The sequence below is a fragment of the Azospirillum agricola genome (genome assembly GCF_020005195.1).
In the GTDB taxonomy this organism is placed as follows: domain Bacteria; phylum Pseudomonadota; class Alphaproteobacteria; order Azospirillales; family Azospirillaceae; genus Azospirillum; species Azospirillum agricola.
In genome coordinates this window covers 396,867-410,393 of the sequence record NZ_JAIFZR010000008.1, presented here as the reverse complement: position 1 = coordinate 410,393, position 13,527 = coordinate 396,867, and the positions used below count along the sequence as shown (strand labels likewise).

Here is a 13,527-nt window from a genome sequence, read left to right as displayed (position 1 = left end):
GGCCTCACCGCCCGGCTTCCGGCAGCAGCGGCTGGGTGGGGCCGCTGGCGAACAGGCCGGACAGGAAGGCGAGATGGCCGCGCTCGGCGGCCGTCCACACCGGAGCCGCGTGCGTTCCGGCGCTCGCGTTCGCGCTCGCGGTCTGCGGGCCGGCGGCCAGCGTCTCCAGATAGCCGAGCGCGCCGGCGACCCAGCGCAGATTGCCCGACACCCGCTGGCGGTACGCTTCGCCGCGTTCCGACTGGGCGGAGTGGTAACGGGCGATGGCGGCCTCCAGCGATCCGTGGTCGCGCCGCAGCGCGCCGAGGAAACCGGCGGCGTAGCGGGCGTTGGCGACGGGATCGAAGGCGGTGACGAGGTCGGGGAAGGCGTCGGGGTGCCAGCGCAGATTGACCTGGAGGCAGCCGACGTCGATCGAGCGCACCCCGCGCCCCTGCGCCTCGCGCACGAAGGCGATGGCGGCGTCGCGCGTCGGGAAGTAATGCGACCGCCCCTCGGTGTTGACGGTCCAGGGCCAGGCGGTGAACAGGCGGTCCTCGGTGCGGCGGCCGGATTCGGTAAACCCCATCGCCAGCAGCAGATGGTCGGTGATGCCGGCCGCGCGCTCGGCGTCGAGAATGGCGGCGATGCACTGGGCTTCCGGCGGCAGCGGCCCGCGCGAGCGTTCACGTTCGGGCGGCGGGGGCTTGGGCGCCGCGTAGAGCGCGGTGCTCCAGGTTCCGATGGAGGAGGAACCGGCGGCCGGGGCCGCCGCCTGGGCGGGAACGCCCGCCAGCAGCGCTGCGGCCAGCGGGATCAGCAGCCGCGCCGGCATGGCCTATTCGATGGCGACGATGAGATCGGTCAGCCGCTCGGCATAGGTGGCGAGCGTGCCGTACATGAAAGGCAGCGCCAGCACCGTGACGACCAGAATGGCGACGATCTTGGGCACGAAGGTCAGCGTCATCTCCTGCACCTGGGTCAGCGCCTGGATCAGCGAGATGGCGACGCCGACCACCACGGCGACGAGCAGCGGCGCCGCCGCGACGACCAGAGTCGTCCAGATGCCGCTGCGCAGCACCTCCAGCACATCGGCCTGGTTCATGCGACGGGCTCCCGTTTCCCGATCACGCGGAGGTCACACGGAAATCCGCATGATCTCCTGATAGGCCTGGACCATCTTGTCGCGGATCGCGACGACGCTCTGCACCGTCATTTCGGCGGCAAGCACCGATCGCACCACCTCCTGCGCGCTGGCCTTGCCGGCGACGGCCGACATCGACACCCGTTCGCTCTCCTTCAGCGTGTCGACCGCCTGGGCGATCTGCTTGTCGAGGAAGGCGCCGAAATCGGTCTCGGAGGTGGCGGCCACCGCGTCGGCGCCGAACACCCCCGAGGCACCGAAGGCGGTCGCCTTGGTTTCGGCCAAGCCGTTCGGAGCGAGGCCGCCGGGCGCGAGGCCGGTGACGGCCGGGCTGCGGTTGGCGGCGTAGGCGGCGGCGACGCGGCCGATGGGCATATCGATCATGGAAAGGCTCCTCAGCCGCGCAGCAGGTCGACGACGCGGTTCATCATCGCGCGCGACTGTTCGATGACGTTCATGCTGGCCTCGAAGGAGCGGCCGGCCTCGCGCATGTCCATCATCTCGATCAGCGTCTGGACGTTGGGACGCTTGACGTAGCCCTTGTCGTCGGCCGCCGGGTGCGAGGGGTCGTAGTCGAGCCGGAAATCGCTGCGGTCGCGGCCGATCTGCTTGACCTTCACCACCTCCGCCCCGAGGGCGCGGTCCATCGCGCTGTCGAAGGACACGGTCTTGCGGCGGTAGGGGTCGCCACCCTTGGTGACGGCGGTGGAATCGGCGTTGGCGAGATTCTCGGCGACCACCCGCAGCCGCGTCGACTGGGCCTGGAGCCCGGCTGTGGCGATCTTCAGGGTCGCGCCCAAGGCGTCGTTCATCATGGCGGTCCTCCTTCCGGATCAGCCCAAAAAAATCAGCCGTTGCGCCAAGCCATGCGCAGCATCTGCACGTTGCGCTGGAACAGGCTGGTGGTCAGGGCGAAGGCGTCGCGGGTCTCGCTGCCCTTGCTCATCTCCTGCTCCAGCGACACCGCGTTGCCGGACGGGGTCGATTCCCACAGATCCTGCTTGCCGGCCTCGCGGAAGGCGGTGACCGGCTTGCCGCCGGTCAGATGGAGGGCGGCGGTGCGCGCGGTCTCGACCGGCCGGACGCCGTTCAGCACCGCGTCGAAGGATTTCAGGTCGCGCGCCGTGTAGTCGGGCGTGTTGGCGTTCACGACATTCTCGGCGATCAGCTTCTGCCGCTGCGCCAAGTAATCGAGGCGGGTTCCGGCGAGTTGAAAGAGACCGATTTTGCTAAAATCCATGACGCCCTCATTCCAGCGCGTGGCGGCGCGAAGTCAGGGGCAAGGTGAACCCGGCCGTTTAAAACCGGATTTAAAATCCTCCCGTTAGGATGCGGACAACGAGGATGGATGGAGACAGCGCCCATGCGCGCCCCCCCTGCCCCCCTGGCGACCCTGGCGGCCGAGATCGAACGGATGCCGACCGTGAGCTGGCGCGGCGAAATCCGCTCGGCCGCCGGCATGACACTGGAGGTCGACGGGCTTCAGCGCGTGCTGTCGGTCGGCGACAAGTGCCACGCCGAGACGGTGCGCGGCGGCCGCGTGCTGTGCGAGACCATCGGCTTCCGCAACGGCCGCTCCCTGCTGATGGCCTTCGACAACATCGAGGGCGTGGCGGAGGGCTGCGCCGCCACGACCAACGACACCGCCTTCACGCTGCGGCCGTCGATCGGCTGGCTTGGCCGCGTGATCGACGCGCTCGGCCAGCCGATCGACGGGCACGGCCCCTTGCGCAACGGCGAGCACGCGCGCAGCCTGCGCCAGCCGCCGCCGGCCGCCTGCGCGCGCCGCCGGGTGGGGGAGAAGCTCGACACCGGAATCCGGGTGATCGACAGCTTCGTGCCCCTGTGCCGTGGCCAGCGGCTTGGCGTCTTCGCCGGCTCGGGCGTCGGCAAATCGACCCTGCTGTCGATGTTCGCCCGCCACGCCGAGGCCGACGCCATCGTCATCGGGCTGGTCGGCGAGCGCGGCCGCGAGGTTCGCGAGTTCATCCAGGACGATCTCGGGGCCGAAGGGCTGGCGCGCTCGGTGGTGATCGTCGCCACCTCGGACGAGCCGCCGCTGATGCGCCGCCAAGCCGCCCTGCTCTGCCTGACCGTGGCGGAGGAACTGCGCGACCAGGGGCTACATGTGTTGTGCCTGATGGACAGCGTCACCCGCTTCGCCATGGCGCAGCGCGAGATCGGGCTCGCCGCCGGCGAGCCGCCGACCTCCAAGAGCTACCCGCCCAGCGTCTTCGCCGAGCTGCCCCGCCTGCTGGAGCGCGCCGGCCCCGGTCCGGACGATGGTGGAAGCGGCGGCGACATCACCGCCATCTTCACCGTGCTGGTCGACGGCGACGACCATGACGAGCCGATCGCCGACGCGGTGCGCGGCATCCTCGACGGCCATCTGGTGCTCGACCGCCGCATCGCCGAACAGGGCCGCTACCCGGCGGTCAATCTGCTGCGCAGCGTCTCGCGCACCCTGCCCGGCTGCCACAGCCCCGACGAGAACCGGGTCGTCGGCCGCGCCCGAGCGCTGGCCGCGACCTACGACAACATGCGCGAGATGATCCGGCTCGGCGCCTACAAGCGCGGCACCGACCCGGACACCGACGCCGCCATGGACCTGCACCCCCGGCTGGACGCCTTCCTGCGCCAGGGCAAGGACGACCGCACCGCCACCCCCGACACCTTCACGCAGCTCGCAGCCCTTCTCCCGACGACCGGAGCCCCGACATGAGCGTCAACACCAAACTGGCCGCCCAGGCCCTGCCGCCGCCCCAGGCCAGGGTTTCGGCCAAGCCGCCCGAACCCAAGGAAAACCTCGCCGAAAAAATGGAGGTCGGCTTCGAGGATCTGCTCGACGTGGTGAACCCGCTTCAGCAGTTGCCGGTGGTGTCGTCGGTCTACCGCGAGGCGACCGGCGAGAGCATCTCGATCCCGGCGCGGCTGGCCGGCGGCTTCCTGTTCGGCGGTCCGGCGGGCCTGATCGGCAGCGCCGCCATGGTGGTCTTCGAGGAGATCACCGGCGACAGCGTGCTCGGCCATCTCGGAACGCTGGCCGACGACATCGGCGGGGAGGCGCCCGCCACGGCGGCCCCCACGGTGGCGGGCGCCGCTCCGCTGCCCTGGCTGAAGGGAGAGGGCGACGGCGGTGACGTCCCCCTGCCCTCCGCCGCGTCGATGGTCGAGGCGCTGCGGCGCAAGGCCGCCGTTCCGGAAGCGGCCGCCGCCGCCACGCTACGCCCGGAGGAAAGCCCGGCGCCGCAGACGCTGGCGAAGCTCTACGCGCTCCAGGCGACGGATGCCGGCCGCGCCGACGCCGTCCGGCTGTGAGGCCGGCTTCGGCAGACAGCCGTCTTCCGGTCCTGCTTCCCGCCATCCCCGCTTTCACCGGGATGGCGACGGACAGGCCGCTCACCCAAAGCCGCAGGCGTCACCGCAAGCTGTTGCGCGACGCCTGCTCGATGGCCTTGATGTGCGACAGGCCGGGCAGGATTTCCGACCGGATGAACTCCAGCCGGCGCACAGGCCCGCCGCCGCGCGAGAAGCGCGCCTTCCACAGATTCATCTTCACCGCCAGACCGCACAGCACGCCGCCGATGGTCAGATGGTGGGTCACGATCAGGTCGCGGATGGCGCGGAAACTCTCGGCGTTGATGTTGCGCCAGAAATCGCGCGAGCGGTTGTCGAAGCTCTCGAAGCGCCCGGTGATCGAGGTGGCGATGTCGGTCAGATCGCGCCCGATCTCGTCGAGCAGACGCCCCTGCCGAAAATCGCGCCGCACCTCGCTGGCCTGGTGCAGCTCGGTCATCCAGGCGAGAAAGCCCTGCACGTCCGGCACGATGTCGTCGAGGCAGCGCTTGAAATAGGCCAGCGACAGGAAGATGTCGGCGTATTCCTCCAGGAAGGCCGGAATCTCCGTCAGCGGGATGTCGAGCCGGTCGGCGGTCAGTTGCAGCCGGCGCCGCGCCTCCTCGATGTCCGGCTCGGCGAACATGCGGATCAGGCTTTCCATGCTGCTGACACGCACGCCGTCGGAGCCGTAGACATGCTCGATCAGCGGGCGGGTGAAGACCTGCATGTAGCCGGTCAGCTCGGCCCGCTTGGCGTCGGACAGGCGGAGCGCGTCGGCCTCGTCGACGTCGATCTTCAGGCGGCGCAGCTCCAGCCGCAGGCTGTAGACGTCGAAGCTGGCGGCCTCGGCAATCTGCATGATCTTGCGCAGGTCGCGGCGCATTGCCGGACCATCGATTCCGAAGCAGGCCGGCAGCTGGTCGAGTCCGATCTGGCCGCTGCCGGTCTGCGCGTCGTTGAAGACCTCGGCGACGGTTTCCAGCCGGACGTTCTTGATCAGCCGGGCGTGGCGCAGGCCCGGCGTTTCCAGCGGGATGATCGACAGCGGCAGAATGTGAAGGGAATCACGCCCCTCGCCCGCCCTGGCCCGCGCCAGGCCGACCGGCCCGGCGCCGGTCGTCGCCGGCGGCCGTATGCTGTTGCGCAGCGCCCTGTTTTCCACCTCCACGGCAAGAACTCCCCACGCTGGCGAAACCCGCCCTTGCGTCAGAAGCGCGGGAACTTCAGCAGCGACATCGTGATGGACGGATCAATGGTGATGATCGAGGCGCGTCCGCTGCGCGAGATCCCGATCGACGGCGCAGTGGCGGCGCCGTTGTCCGACGACCCGTTGAGCATGTCGTACATGACGGAAAAGCGGTCGAGGAACTTCTGCACCTTCGCCGGGTCCTTGAAGTCCTTGATGTCGAACTTCTTGGCCAGCTTCTCGGCGAGCCGGTCGATGTCCTGGAGTGCGGCGCCGTCCGGGATGTTCAGCGCGGTGAACACCACCTTCTGCAAGGGCGCGTCGCCCAGCACCTGGAACCAGTTGTTGATGCTTGGCGCCCGGCGCTGGAAATAGAGCGCCAAACGGACCGCCGGGTTGGTCTCGTCGGCCTGGACCTCCATCTTGACGTCGATGAAGCGCTCGACGATGGCCTGGACGATCTTCGGTTCCTTCAGGGCGGCGCCGCCATTCTCCTTGAAACCGAGAATCGTCGCCATCTCCTTGAACTTGGGGTCGCTCATCCGGTTGGCGGTGGCCTTCTCGTCGGTGACGCCCTCGTTCAGGACCTTCCTGATCAGGCCGCGCGCGAAGGTCTGGCTGCCGAGATCGAAGGCCTCCATGACGAAGCGGTAGAGCTTGTCGTCCTTCAGGAGGGCATCGGCCGAGGTGATCTTGCCGATGTTGGCCTCGAAATAGGCGATGCTCCGCTGGATGTCGCCGCGCTTGCGCAGCGCCCCTTCCATGCGGTCCTGGTTGCGCACGATCTGCCGGTAGTCCTGGATCGTGCTCATGCCTTGACCTCCCGCTCCGGTGTTTCACCATCCTCTCCGGCCGACGCCTCCTCGGCGTGGAGGTCGGGTTCGACGTAGGTCGGCGGGATGCGCATGATGACCCGGCCGGTCTCGGTGTCCAGGACCTCGGTGTGAAGGCGCTGGGTCTCGGGATCGAGCTGGACCCGGTAGGGCTGGATGTCGTCCCGCGGCGGGTTGCGCGGCGGGATGCCCGCCTGCTGCCCCTTGTCGGCGCCCTCGACGACCTCGGCCGGCTTGTCGTTCGCGGCCTGGGCCGCCTTCAGACGGTCCATCTGGCGCTGGCGCGCCTCGGCGATCACGTCGGCGCTCGTGATGCCGCGCTCGGTGCCGGCTCCGCCGACACCATCCAAGGGCTTTGCCATGATCACCCCGCGACGTGTTGTTCGCTCTGGCCCGGCGGCCGCGCCTTCGGGCGCCCCAGAACGGTGTTCTCATAGTCGAGGACCGGGCGCAGGCTGCTCAGGGCCTTGTAGTAGTCGCGCTCCGCGACGTAGCCCATCGCCTGCATGATGTGGTTCTGGACGTCCGGACGGACGAAGGCGGCGTAGAGATCGGCCATCATCCCGGTGATGACCGGGGTGTGGGTGCCGGCGGCGGCGGGATCGAGCAGCATGCTCTGGATGACGAAGTAGCAGCGGCGCGCCGGAGTGGTCGCCTCCTCGTCCTGCATGATGTCGCTGCCGCGGATGATCTGGGCGAAATTGCTGATGGTCAGCGTGTAGCGGCGGTTGTCGTTCTGCACGACGCAGCCGTTGATGACCACCCGTTCCAGCGGCTTCAGCCGGAGCTTAAGCGACATCGGCGACCTCCAGGGCGGGCTGCGGCGTTCCCTGCAGCCCCTGCATGACCGCCCGGTTGATGTCGATCAGCAGGTCGACTCCGCCACCGCCCCGCAGGATTTCGCGGGTCCGCCGGTCGACCGTGTAGGACAGCGACACCAAGCCGGCGCGGAGTTTCTCGGGCAGGCCGTTCTCGTCGTCCAGCAGGTCGGCGCGCAGCCAGCCCCACAGCTCCATGTTCCGCCACAGGGCGTCCTTCAACCCCTCCGACTGCCAGTTGGCGTCGCGGTGGCGCTCCAGGGCCAGGGTGATGCGCAGGAACAGGCGGTATTCGATCCGGCGCGGATCCTCGCATTCGAGGATGGTCTGCTGGTAGGCGGCGATGCTCATGGTCGCACCTTTTGAGGGTTTCACCGTCGGTGGGTTGGTCTGCGTCGAAAGCCGGCGCGGCGGCGGGCACCGCCGGCCGCCCGCCGGCCTCCGGCCCCAAAAGGGAGAGTGGGCCGGCGCCCGCCCCGAAGGGAAGGCCCCGGCCCGCCCAAGGCTTAGCGGAACAGCGACAGGATGTTCTGCGGACCCTGGTTGGCGATCGACAGCGCCTGGGTCGCGAGCTGCTGCTGGACCTGGAGGGCCTGCAGGCGGCTCGATTCCTCGTTCATGTCGGCGTCGATCAGCAGGCCGATGCCCTTGTTGACCGCGTCGGTCAGCTTGGACAGGAAGTCGGTCTGGATGCCGATGCGGTTTTCGATCGAGCCGACGGCCGCGGCCTTCACGATCACCTTGGTCAGCATGCTGTCGATGGCTTCCAGCGAACGGGTCGCGTTGTTCTGCACGTCGAGCTGCTTCAGTTCGGCCAGACCGCCGAAGGCGTCGCTTTCCTTCGTCTGCACCCACAACCCCTCGATCTTCGAGTTGTAGTTGGTGTCGGCCACGATGTTGGTGGCGGCGGTCATGTCGGCCGAGGTGGTGGCGGACTTGTAGCCGGCGCCGACGGTGAACTGGAGCTGACGCTTGCCGTCGATGGTGGCGAAGGCCGACTTGACCGTGCGGTCCTTCAGCAGGGCGTTCGCGGTCGCGTAGTCGGTCGGCGCCGTGCCGCCGAGCAGGCCCGGAGCCGAGGTCGCCGCGGTCACCGCCGCGGTCGACGCCGCGCTGCCGAGGCCGAGCGTGAGGCCGGCGGCCGCGCCGCTGAGGTCGAGGGCGGCGGTGAACAGGTCAGTGGTGCCGTCCGTCAGCTTGGCGTTGTAGGCGGTGTCGCCACGGTCGTAGGCGGCGCCGATGGCCAGCTTGACCGCGTCGCCGTAGGCCTTGGCGCCTTCGAAGTCGGTCGCCTTGCCGGTCTGGGCGAGGTGCTTGGTGTAGGCGACGTCGTAGGCCGAATCCACCAGGGCCTGGCGCTGGCTCGCGGCGGCCAGGGTCTTGGTCTGGTCGATGATCGACGGCAGCATCGAGGCGTAGGTCTGCTTGGCGATCGCGTCGTTGATCGCCGTGGTGATCAGGGCCTCGGTGGTCGCCTGGTCGGTGGTGTACTTGATGGCGCTGAGATCGACCGTGATGTCGGTGGTGATCGGCTTCAGCGTCAGGGCGACGATGTCGCCGTTGACCGAGGTGCCGGCGCCGACGACTTCCTTCTGCTGGTAGTTCACGGTCAGCGCTTCGCTGGTGAACTTGAAGGTCAGCTTGTCGAGGCCGAGATTCTGGCCGTCGATGTAGACGCCGCTCGAGGTGCCGATGTCGAACACCTGCGAGGCCTTGGCGGCCACGGTGGAGTCGATCTTCTGCTCGATCGTCGCCTTGCCGAGGATCGAATCAGACCGCATGTCCTGGCGGGTGAAGCTGATGTAGCTCGGCGTCACGCCGTTCTCGCTGCGGCTCAGCGTCGCCAGAACGTCGACGTTGAGATCCTTGGCCGAGCCGTCCGGCGAATAGTTGACGTTCAGCCAATTGTCGCCGTTGAACGAGGCCGAGGCGACGACGCCCTCGATCTGCTGGATGTACTGGTCGACTTCGGCCTGAAGGAACTTCGGATCGGTGCCGTCCGACTGGGCGGCGACGATGCGCTGCTTCATGGCGGTCAGCATGTTCTTCACGCTGTCGGCGCCGTTCGAGGCGTTGACGGCGGTCGAGGTGCCGAGGCCCAGAGCGTCGGAGACGGCCTTGAAGCCGGCGACGTCGGACTTCATGGTCGAGGAGATCGACCAGTAGGCGGCGTTGTCCTTGGCGACGTTCACCTTCAGGCCGGTCGAGATGCGGTCCTGGGTGCCTTCCAGATCGCTCGTCACCTTGCGCAGCGTCTGCAGCGCGGTCATCGCCGAGGCGTTGGTCATAATCGAGGCCATGGGTATCTCCACTTCGCGAGATGCATGGCGCCTTTCTGACGCCGGGGCCGATGTCGCGCGGGCCTTCCCGATCAAGTCGCGGGAGCGCGAGTGGCGAAGCTAAGGATGACCAACCCGGTTTAAGCCGAGGTAAAAAAGTGATGCCGTTCGCTCGGGGCGGTGTTTCTTGAAGAAAGATAGTCGTTTTCGAAAAATTTGGAGAAAGGCGTTCTTTTCCGGACCTGATCTTCACGCCGGTTGACGGCCGGCGGTTGACGGTCAGCGGCTGGCGACCCGCGCCGCGGCGCGCTGGTTGGCCGGGGCGACCGGCGGGATGATCGGCAGCCGGCCGGCGTTGCGCGCCGCCGTCTGAGACAGCCGCTCCAGCAGAAGCGACGCCATGTCGGGAGCGACGTGGTCGGGCGGCGCCTCGAACTTGTAGCCGCGGCCGTAGACGGTCTCGATGTAGCGGCCGCCGCCGGTCGCCATGTCGATCTTCTTGCGCAGCTTGCAGATGTAGACGTCGATCACCTTGTCGAGCGGGTCCGAACCGGACAGGCCGTAGACCTCCTCGTAGATGTGCTCCTTGGAGACCACCCGGCGGTGGTTCAGGGCCAGCACCGACAGGATCGCGTGCTCGCGCTGGCTGAGGCGCAGACGCTCGCCGTCCACCTCGGGATCGCGGCCGTCGAGGAAGACGGTCAGGCGGCCGACCGACACGGCGTTGCTGGTCAGCCCGTAGGAGCGGCGGCGGATCGCCTCCAGGCGCGCCCGGATCTCGGTGCTGATCACCGGCTTGACCAGGACGTCGTCGGCGCCGGCCCGCAGGATGGCGGCGGTGGTGGTGGCGCAGCGGCGCTCGATCAGGCAGATGATCGCCGCCGTCACCTGATGGGCACGCAGCATCGCCACGCAGGCCGCCGTGTCGCCGACATCCCCGATGATGATCGCATCATGGTTGATCTCGATCCGCCCATGGCCGTTCAGCAGATCCTGAAGCCCATCCAGGTCGATCCGGTCATGGTTAATTTTACTAAGATCGAGTTGCTTCCCGATGGCTTCAGCGATCAGGTCCCCCGGCTCTATCAGCAGCGTTTGCATTGGATTCTCCATGGCGTGGCAAGCAAGGGCGAAGCATTGCCTTTTATTTAATTTTAACCGTGTCTCACCCTTATCACAGGCACAAAAGAACCCATCGAACGGCCATCTGTCAACAGGTTGGGGTACCTGGAATGATATATGTCATTGGGCGATTTTACGTCCTTTTAAGGATCTATAAACCCTTCAATGCTGACTAAATTTTTATCTATCTCCCGTTTTACTGTCGAAATTCGTATGAATGTCAAGTTAACGCCGTTCCAAATCGCTTCTTTACGAACGATCAATGGTTAATGCCGTTGGTATTTCCGTAACCGCCCGCCACAAACGTGAACGCCGGTTTAACCGTAATCGTCTTTTCTTGGGGCGTATCACCTTCGGGAGGGGTTCCATGCGCGGAACGGACAGAGTCACCATTCCGAGCCGTCTGGCCGCTGCTTTGGCCATGCTGCTGCCGGGCTGCGTCCAACTGCCGCAGTCGCCCGACAGCGACTATCGGCAAGCCTTTGAAAAAGCTCTGGCTGTCGCGCAGTGTGAGAGTGATGCGGTGCAGGGGATGTGGGCGGCCTACGGCCGCTGGTACGCCATCGCATCCTCGATCACCGGCCACCGCAGAACCGACGAGGCGGCGGCTCTGCTCCGTCAGGGCGAGATGTTCGCGATCATCGGCTGTCCGGGAGTGGCGCGGGCGTCCTACGCCACCCTGCTGCAACGCTTCCCGGAACCCGACCTGACGGCGCTGCGCGAGAGCGCGCGGGCGGCGTTGCAGGCCCTGCCGCCGCCTCCACCGCCGCCAGGCATGCCGACTCCGGTGGCTCCGGCGCTTCAACGCCCGGCCGCCACGCCGATCTGAGCGGACCGTCCCACCGGAATCGTCGCCTGGATCGCCGTCGGGCCGCGTCGCGCCCGTGGCTCGTCAGGTGTGCTGTTCGATGGTGGCGCGGACGACGCGGAGGCTGTCGGCGAAACACTCGCCGACGCGGAGCGCTAGCGCCGGCGCATCCGCGCTCCCCTCGCGCAGCGCCGTCTCCAGGGACTCGGCGGCCTGCGACAGGCCCAGGGCGCCGACGCAGCGGCTGGCCGACTTCAGCGAGTGGGCGGCGATCATCGCCCCCTGCAGATCGTCGGCCTTCTCGATTCCGGCCATCAGCTCGGTGGCGGAATCGCGGAAGCTTTCCAGCGCCGCCCGGATGGAGTCGGGATCGTCGCCGACCAGATCGGTCAGCAGCGTCAGGTCGAGCGGCAGCGTCGCGGCGTCCGGTTTCGGAGCGGCGGCAACGGCGGTCCCACCCGGTTCGGCCCCGCCCGCCCGGCGCAGCCGGTGAGCCGCCGGCAGATACCGGGCGATGGCCTCGTCCAACGCGTCGATGCGGATCGGCTTGGTCAGATGCCCGGCCATGCCGACAGCCTCGCACTCCTCGGCGGTGCCACGCACGGCGTCGGCGGACAGCGCCAGGATCGGCAAGGGTTCCGCCACGCCGTCGGCCTCCTCGCAGGCGCGGATGGCGCGGGCCAGCCCGTAGCCGTCGAGCACCGGCATGTGCAGGTCGGTCAGCACCAGCCCGTGCCGGTCGGCCCGCAGCATGGCGAGCGCCTCGGCCCCGTTGACGGCGCTGTCGTGCTGGATGCCGAGCCGGCGCATGACGCGGTCGAGCACGAAGCGGTTGGTCGGGTTGTCCTCGACGCAGAGGACCACGGCGCGGGCGGCCTCGGCCTCGGCGCGGTCGGGCATCCGCCAGTCCCGCCGCGTCCCCTCGCGCGCCGGACCGGCGGCGCGCGGCGGCGCCTCGCGCGCCGGGGCGTCGATCTCGAACCAGAAGAGCGAACCGACATCGGGCGTGCTGACCACATCGATGGTGCCGCCCATCAGCTCAATCAGGCCACGGCAGATCGACAGCCCGAGCCCGCTGCCGCCGAAGCGGCGGGCGACGCTGGCGTCGGCCTGGATGAAAGGGCGGAACAGGCTGAGCCGCTGCTCGCCGGACAGGCCGATGCCGCTGTCCTCGACCTCGCCGCGCAGGCGGCCCGGCGCCGGCACCGACAGCCGCACCGTCACCCCGCCGCGCCTTGTGAACTTGATGGCGTTGCCGACGAGGTTGATGAGGATCTGACGCACCCGGTTGCCGTCGCCACCGACCCAGCCCGGAACGGCCGCGGCGACCTCCAGATCCAGACGCAGCCCCTTCTCCGCCGCCTTCGGGCGCAGGATCGCCGCCATGCCGTCGAGCACCGAGGCGGGAGCGTAGGGACGATCCTCCGTCTCCATCGCTCCGGCCTCGATCTTCGAGAAATCGAGCACGTCGTCGAGGATGGTCAGCAGCGCGTCGGCCGAGCCGCGGATCGTCCGCACCATCTCCCGCTGCTCGCCGTCCAGGCCGGTGTCGGCCAGCAGATCGGCGATGGTGGCGACGCCGTTCATCGGCGTGCGGATCTCGTGGCTCATGGTGGCAAGGAAGGACGAACGGTAGCGGGCCGACCGCTCCGCCTCGACGCGCGCCCGCTGCATTTCGGTCACGTCATAGACCCAGACGATCGTCGCGTCATCCATGCCGTGGGCGATGAAGCCGAAGGAAAGCTGGAGGGTTCGGGTTTCGCCGTCCGGCCGGACGGTGTCCACGGCCATGTCGCGCATGTCCAGCCCATGCGCCAGGATCGGACCGTTGAGGATGGCGGCCACCGCCGCCGACAGCGCGTCGCCCGAGACGCCGAGAATGTCGACGACGCGCTGGTTGTGGTAGAGAATCGTGTAGTCGGCGTCGAGGATCAGCACGCCGATGGGCGCCGCGCCCAGCAGCTCGCCGAGATCGACGCCCACCGCCGGCCCCGGCGCCGGCATCAGGAACGGATCCAC

16 protein-coding genes are annotated in these 13,527 nt (G+C 68.2%); 3 read left to right on the top strand and 13 right to left on the bottom strand.

Annotated features, from left to right (window positions below; all coding sequences use genetic code 11):
* Positions 1–4: 4 nt before the first annotated feature.
* Genes JN22_RS34225 through JN22_RS34205 form a run of 5 tightly spaced genes read right to left on the bottom strand, consistent with a single transcriptional unit; the run spans position 5 to position 2,363 of the window.
* Positions 5–814 (bottom strand): lysozyme family protein, encoded by an 810-nt coding sequence (locus JN22_RS34225; protein WP_143269047.1) that lies wholly within the window; start codon positions 812–814, stop codon positions 5–7.
* 3 nt (positions 815–817) lie between these two features.
* Entirely contained in the window at positions 818–1,084 is a 267-nt protein-coding gene (gene fliQ / locus JN22_RS34220; protein ID WP_085558339.1) for a flagellar biosynthesis protein FliQ, read from the bottom strand.
* 33 nt (positions 1,085–1,117) lie between these two features.
* Positions 1,118–1,507 (bottom strand): flagellar hook-basal body complex protein FliE, encoded by a 390-nt coding sequence (locus tag JN22_RS34215; protein WP_085558338.1) that lies wholly within the window; start codon positions 1,505–1,507, stop codon positions 1,118–1,120.
* A gap of 11 nt (positions 1,508–1,518) precedes the next feature.
* The gene (flgC, locus tag JN22_RS34210; protein ID WP_143269046.1) at positions 1,519–1,938 is read right to left on the bottom strand and encodes a flagellar basal body rod protein FlgC; all 420 of its coding nucleotides are present in this window, start codon (positions 1,936–1,938) and stop codon (positions 1,519–1,521) included.
* A gap of 32 nt (positions 1,939–1,970) precedes the next feature.
* A complete protein-coding gene (locus JN22_RS34205; protein ID WP_085558337.1) occupies positions 1,971–2,363 on the bottom strand; it encodes a flagellar biosynthesis protein FlgG in 393 nt (130 codons plus the stop codon).
* A 123-nt stretch (positions 2,364–2,486) separates the two neighbouring features.
* Here JN22_RS34205 and fliI point away from each other — a divergent pair, with 123 nt between their 5' ends.
* Positions 2,487–3,845: a flagellar protein export ATPase FliI gene (gene fliI / locus JN22_RS34200; protein ID WP_085558336.1), complete on the top strand. Its 1,359-nt coding sequence runs from the start codon at positions 2,487–2,489 to the stop codon at positions 3,843–3,845.
* Positions 3,842–4,441, top strand: coding sequence for a hypothetical protein (locus JN22_RS34195; protein ID WP_085558335.1), 600 nt, complete (start codon positions 3,842–3,844; stop codon positions 4,439–4,441). Before fliI ends, JN22_RS34195 begins: the two co-directional genes overlap by 4 nt.
* Before the next feature lie 100 nt (positions 4,442–4,541).
* Here the strand turns inward: JN22_RS34195 and JN22_RS34190 are convergent, their stop codons facing one another.
* The 7 genes from JN22_RS34190 to JN22_RS34160 form a co-directional block, all read right to left on the bottom strand.
* On the bottom strand, positions 4,542–5,630 hold the full coding sequence (locus tag JN22_RS34190) for a hypothetical protein (RefSeq protein WP_085558334.1): 1,089 nt from the start codon (positions 5,628–5,630) through the stop codon (positions 4,542–4,544).
* A gap of 38 nt (positions 5,631–5,668) precedes the next feature.
* Positions 5,669–6,460: a DUF1217 domain-containing protein gene (locus JN22_RS34185; protein WP_085558333.1), complete on the bottom strand. Its 792-nt coding sequence runs from the start codon at positions 6,458–6,460 to the stop codon at positions 5,669–5,671.
* The gene (locus JN22_RS34180) at positions 6,457–6,843 is read right to left on the bottom strand and encodes a hypothetical protein (RefSeq protein ID WP_085558332.1); all 387 of its coding nucleotides are present in this window, start codon (positions 6,841–6,843) and stop codon (positions 6,457–6,459) included. Before JN22_RS34180 ends, JN22_RS34185 begins: the two co-directional genes overlap by 4 nt.
* A gap of 2 nt (positions 6,844–6,845) precedes the next feature.
* Positions 6,846–7,280 carry a flagellar biosynthesis repressor FlbT gene (locus JN22_RS34175; protein ID WP_085558331.1) on the bottom strand — a complete coding sequence of 145 codons (435 nt, stop codon included), beginning with the start codon at positions 7,278–7,280 and terminating at the stop codon, positions 6,846–6,848.
* Positions 7,270–7,650, bottom strand: coding sequence for a flagellar biosynthesis regulator FlaF (gene flaF / locus JN22_RS34170; RefSeq protein ID WP_085558330.1), 381 nt, complete (start codon positions 7,648–7,650; stop codon positions 7,270–7,272). The genes JN22_RS34175 and flaF overlap by 11 nt, the downstream gene beginning before the upstream one ends.
* 155 nt (positions 7,651–7,805) lie before the next feature.
* Entirely contained in the window at positions 7,806–9,599 is a 1,794-nt protein-coding gene (locus JN22_RS34165; protein WP_085558329.1) for a flagellin N-terminal helical domain-containing protein, read from the bottom strand.
* A 258-nt stretch (positions 9,600–9,857) separates the two neighbouring features.
* Complete coding sequence (locus JN22_RS34160; RefSeq protein WP_085558328.1) at positions 9,858–10,679, bottom strand: winged helix-turn-helix domain-containing protein; 822 nt, start codon at positions 10,677–10,679, stop codon at positions 9,858–9,860.
* A 388-nt stretch (positions 10,680–11,067) separates the two neighbouring features.
* On the opposite strand from JN22_RS34160, the gene JN22_RS34155 reads away from it, so the two are divergent.
* Positions 11,068–11,529 (top strand): hypothetical protein, encoded by a 462-nt coding sequence (locus tag JN22_RS34155; RefSeq protein ID WP_085558327.1) that lies wholly within the window; start codon positions 11,068–11,070, stop codon positions 11,527–11,529.
* 63 nt (positions 11,530–11,592) lie between these two features.
* Here the strand turns inward: JN22_RS34155 and JN22_RS34150 are convergent, their stop codons facing one another.
* On the bottom strand, positions 11,593–13,527 hold the full coding sequence (locus JN22_RS34150; protein ID WP_085558326.1) for an ATP-binding protein: 1,935 nt from the start codon (positions 13,525–13,527) through the stop codon (positions 11,593–11,595).

Bases quoted from the DNA above. Each gene is read 5' to 3' on its own strand.
- JN22_RS34225 (WP_143269047.1), bottom strand. From the start codon at position 814: ATGCCGGCGCGGCTGCTGATCCCGCTGGCCGCAGCGCTGCTGGCGGGC.
- fliQ (WP_085558339.1), bottom strand. From the start codon at position 1,084: ATGAACCAGGCCGATGTGCTGGAGGTGCTGCGCAGCGGCATCTGGACG.
- JN22_RS34215 (WP_085558338.1), bottom strand. From the start codon at position 1,507: ATGATCGATATGCCCATCGGCCGCGTCGCCGCCGCCTACGCCGCCAAC.
- flgC (WP_143269046.1), bottom strand. From the start codon at position 1,938: ATGATGAACGACGCCTTGGGCGCGACCCTGAAGATCGCCACAGCCGGG.
- JN22_RS34205 (WP_085558337.1), bottom strand. From the start codon at position 2,363: ATGGATTTTAGCAAAATCGGTCTCTTTCAACTCGCCGGAACCCGCCTC.
- fliI (WP_085558336.1), top strand. From the start codon at position 2,487: ATGCGCGCCCCCCCTGCCCCCCTGGCGACCCTGGCGGCCGAGATCGAA.
- JN22_RS34195 (WP_085558335.1), top strand. From the start codon at position 3,842: ATGAGCGTCAACACCAAACTGGCCGCCCAGGCCCTGCCGCCGCCCCAG.
- JN22_RS34185 (WP_085558333.1), bottom strand. From the start codon at position 6,460: ATGAGCACGATCCAGGACTACCGGCAGATCGTGCGCAACCAGGACCGC.
- JN22_RS34180 (WP_085558332.1), bottom strand. From the start codon at position 6,843: ATGGCAAAGCCCTTGGATGGTGTCGGCGGAGCCGGCACCGAGCGCGGC.
- JN22_RS34175 (WP_085558331.1), bottom strand. From the start codon at position 7,280: ATGTCGCTTAAGCTCCGGCTGAAGCCGCTGGAACGGGTGGTCATCAAC.
- flaF (WP_085558330.1), bottom strand. From the start codon at position 7,650: ATGAGCATCGCCGCCTACCAGCAGACCATCCTCGAATGCGAGGATCCG.
- JN22_RS34165 (WP_085558329.1), bottom strand. From the start codon at position 9,599: ATGGCCTCGATTATGACCAACGCCTCGGCGATGACCGCGCTGCAGACG.
- JN22_RS34160 (WP_085558328.1), bottom strand. From the start codon at position 10,679: ATGCAAACGCTGCTGATAGAGCCGGGGGACCTGATCGCTGAAGCCATC.
- JN22_RS34155 (WP_085558327.1), top strand. From the start codon at position 11,068: ATGCGCGGAACGGACAGAGTCACCATTCCGAGCCGTCTGGCCGCTGCT.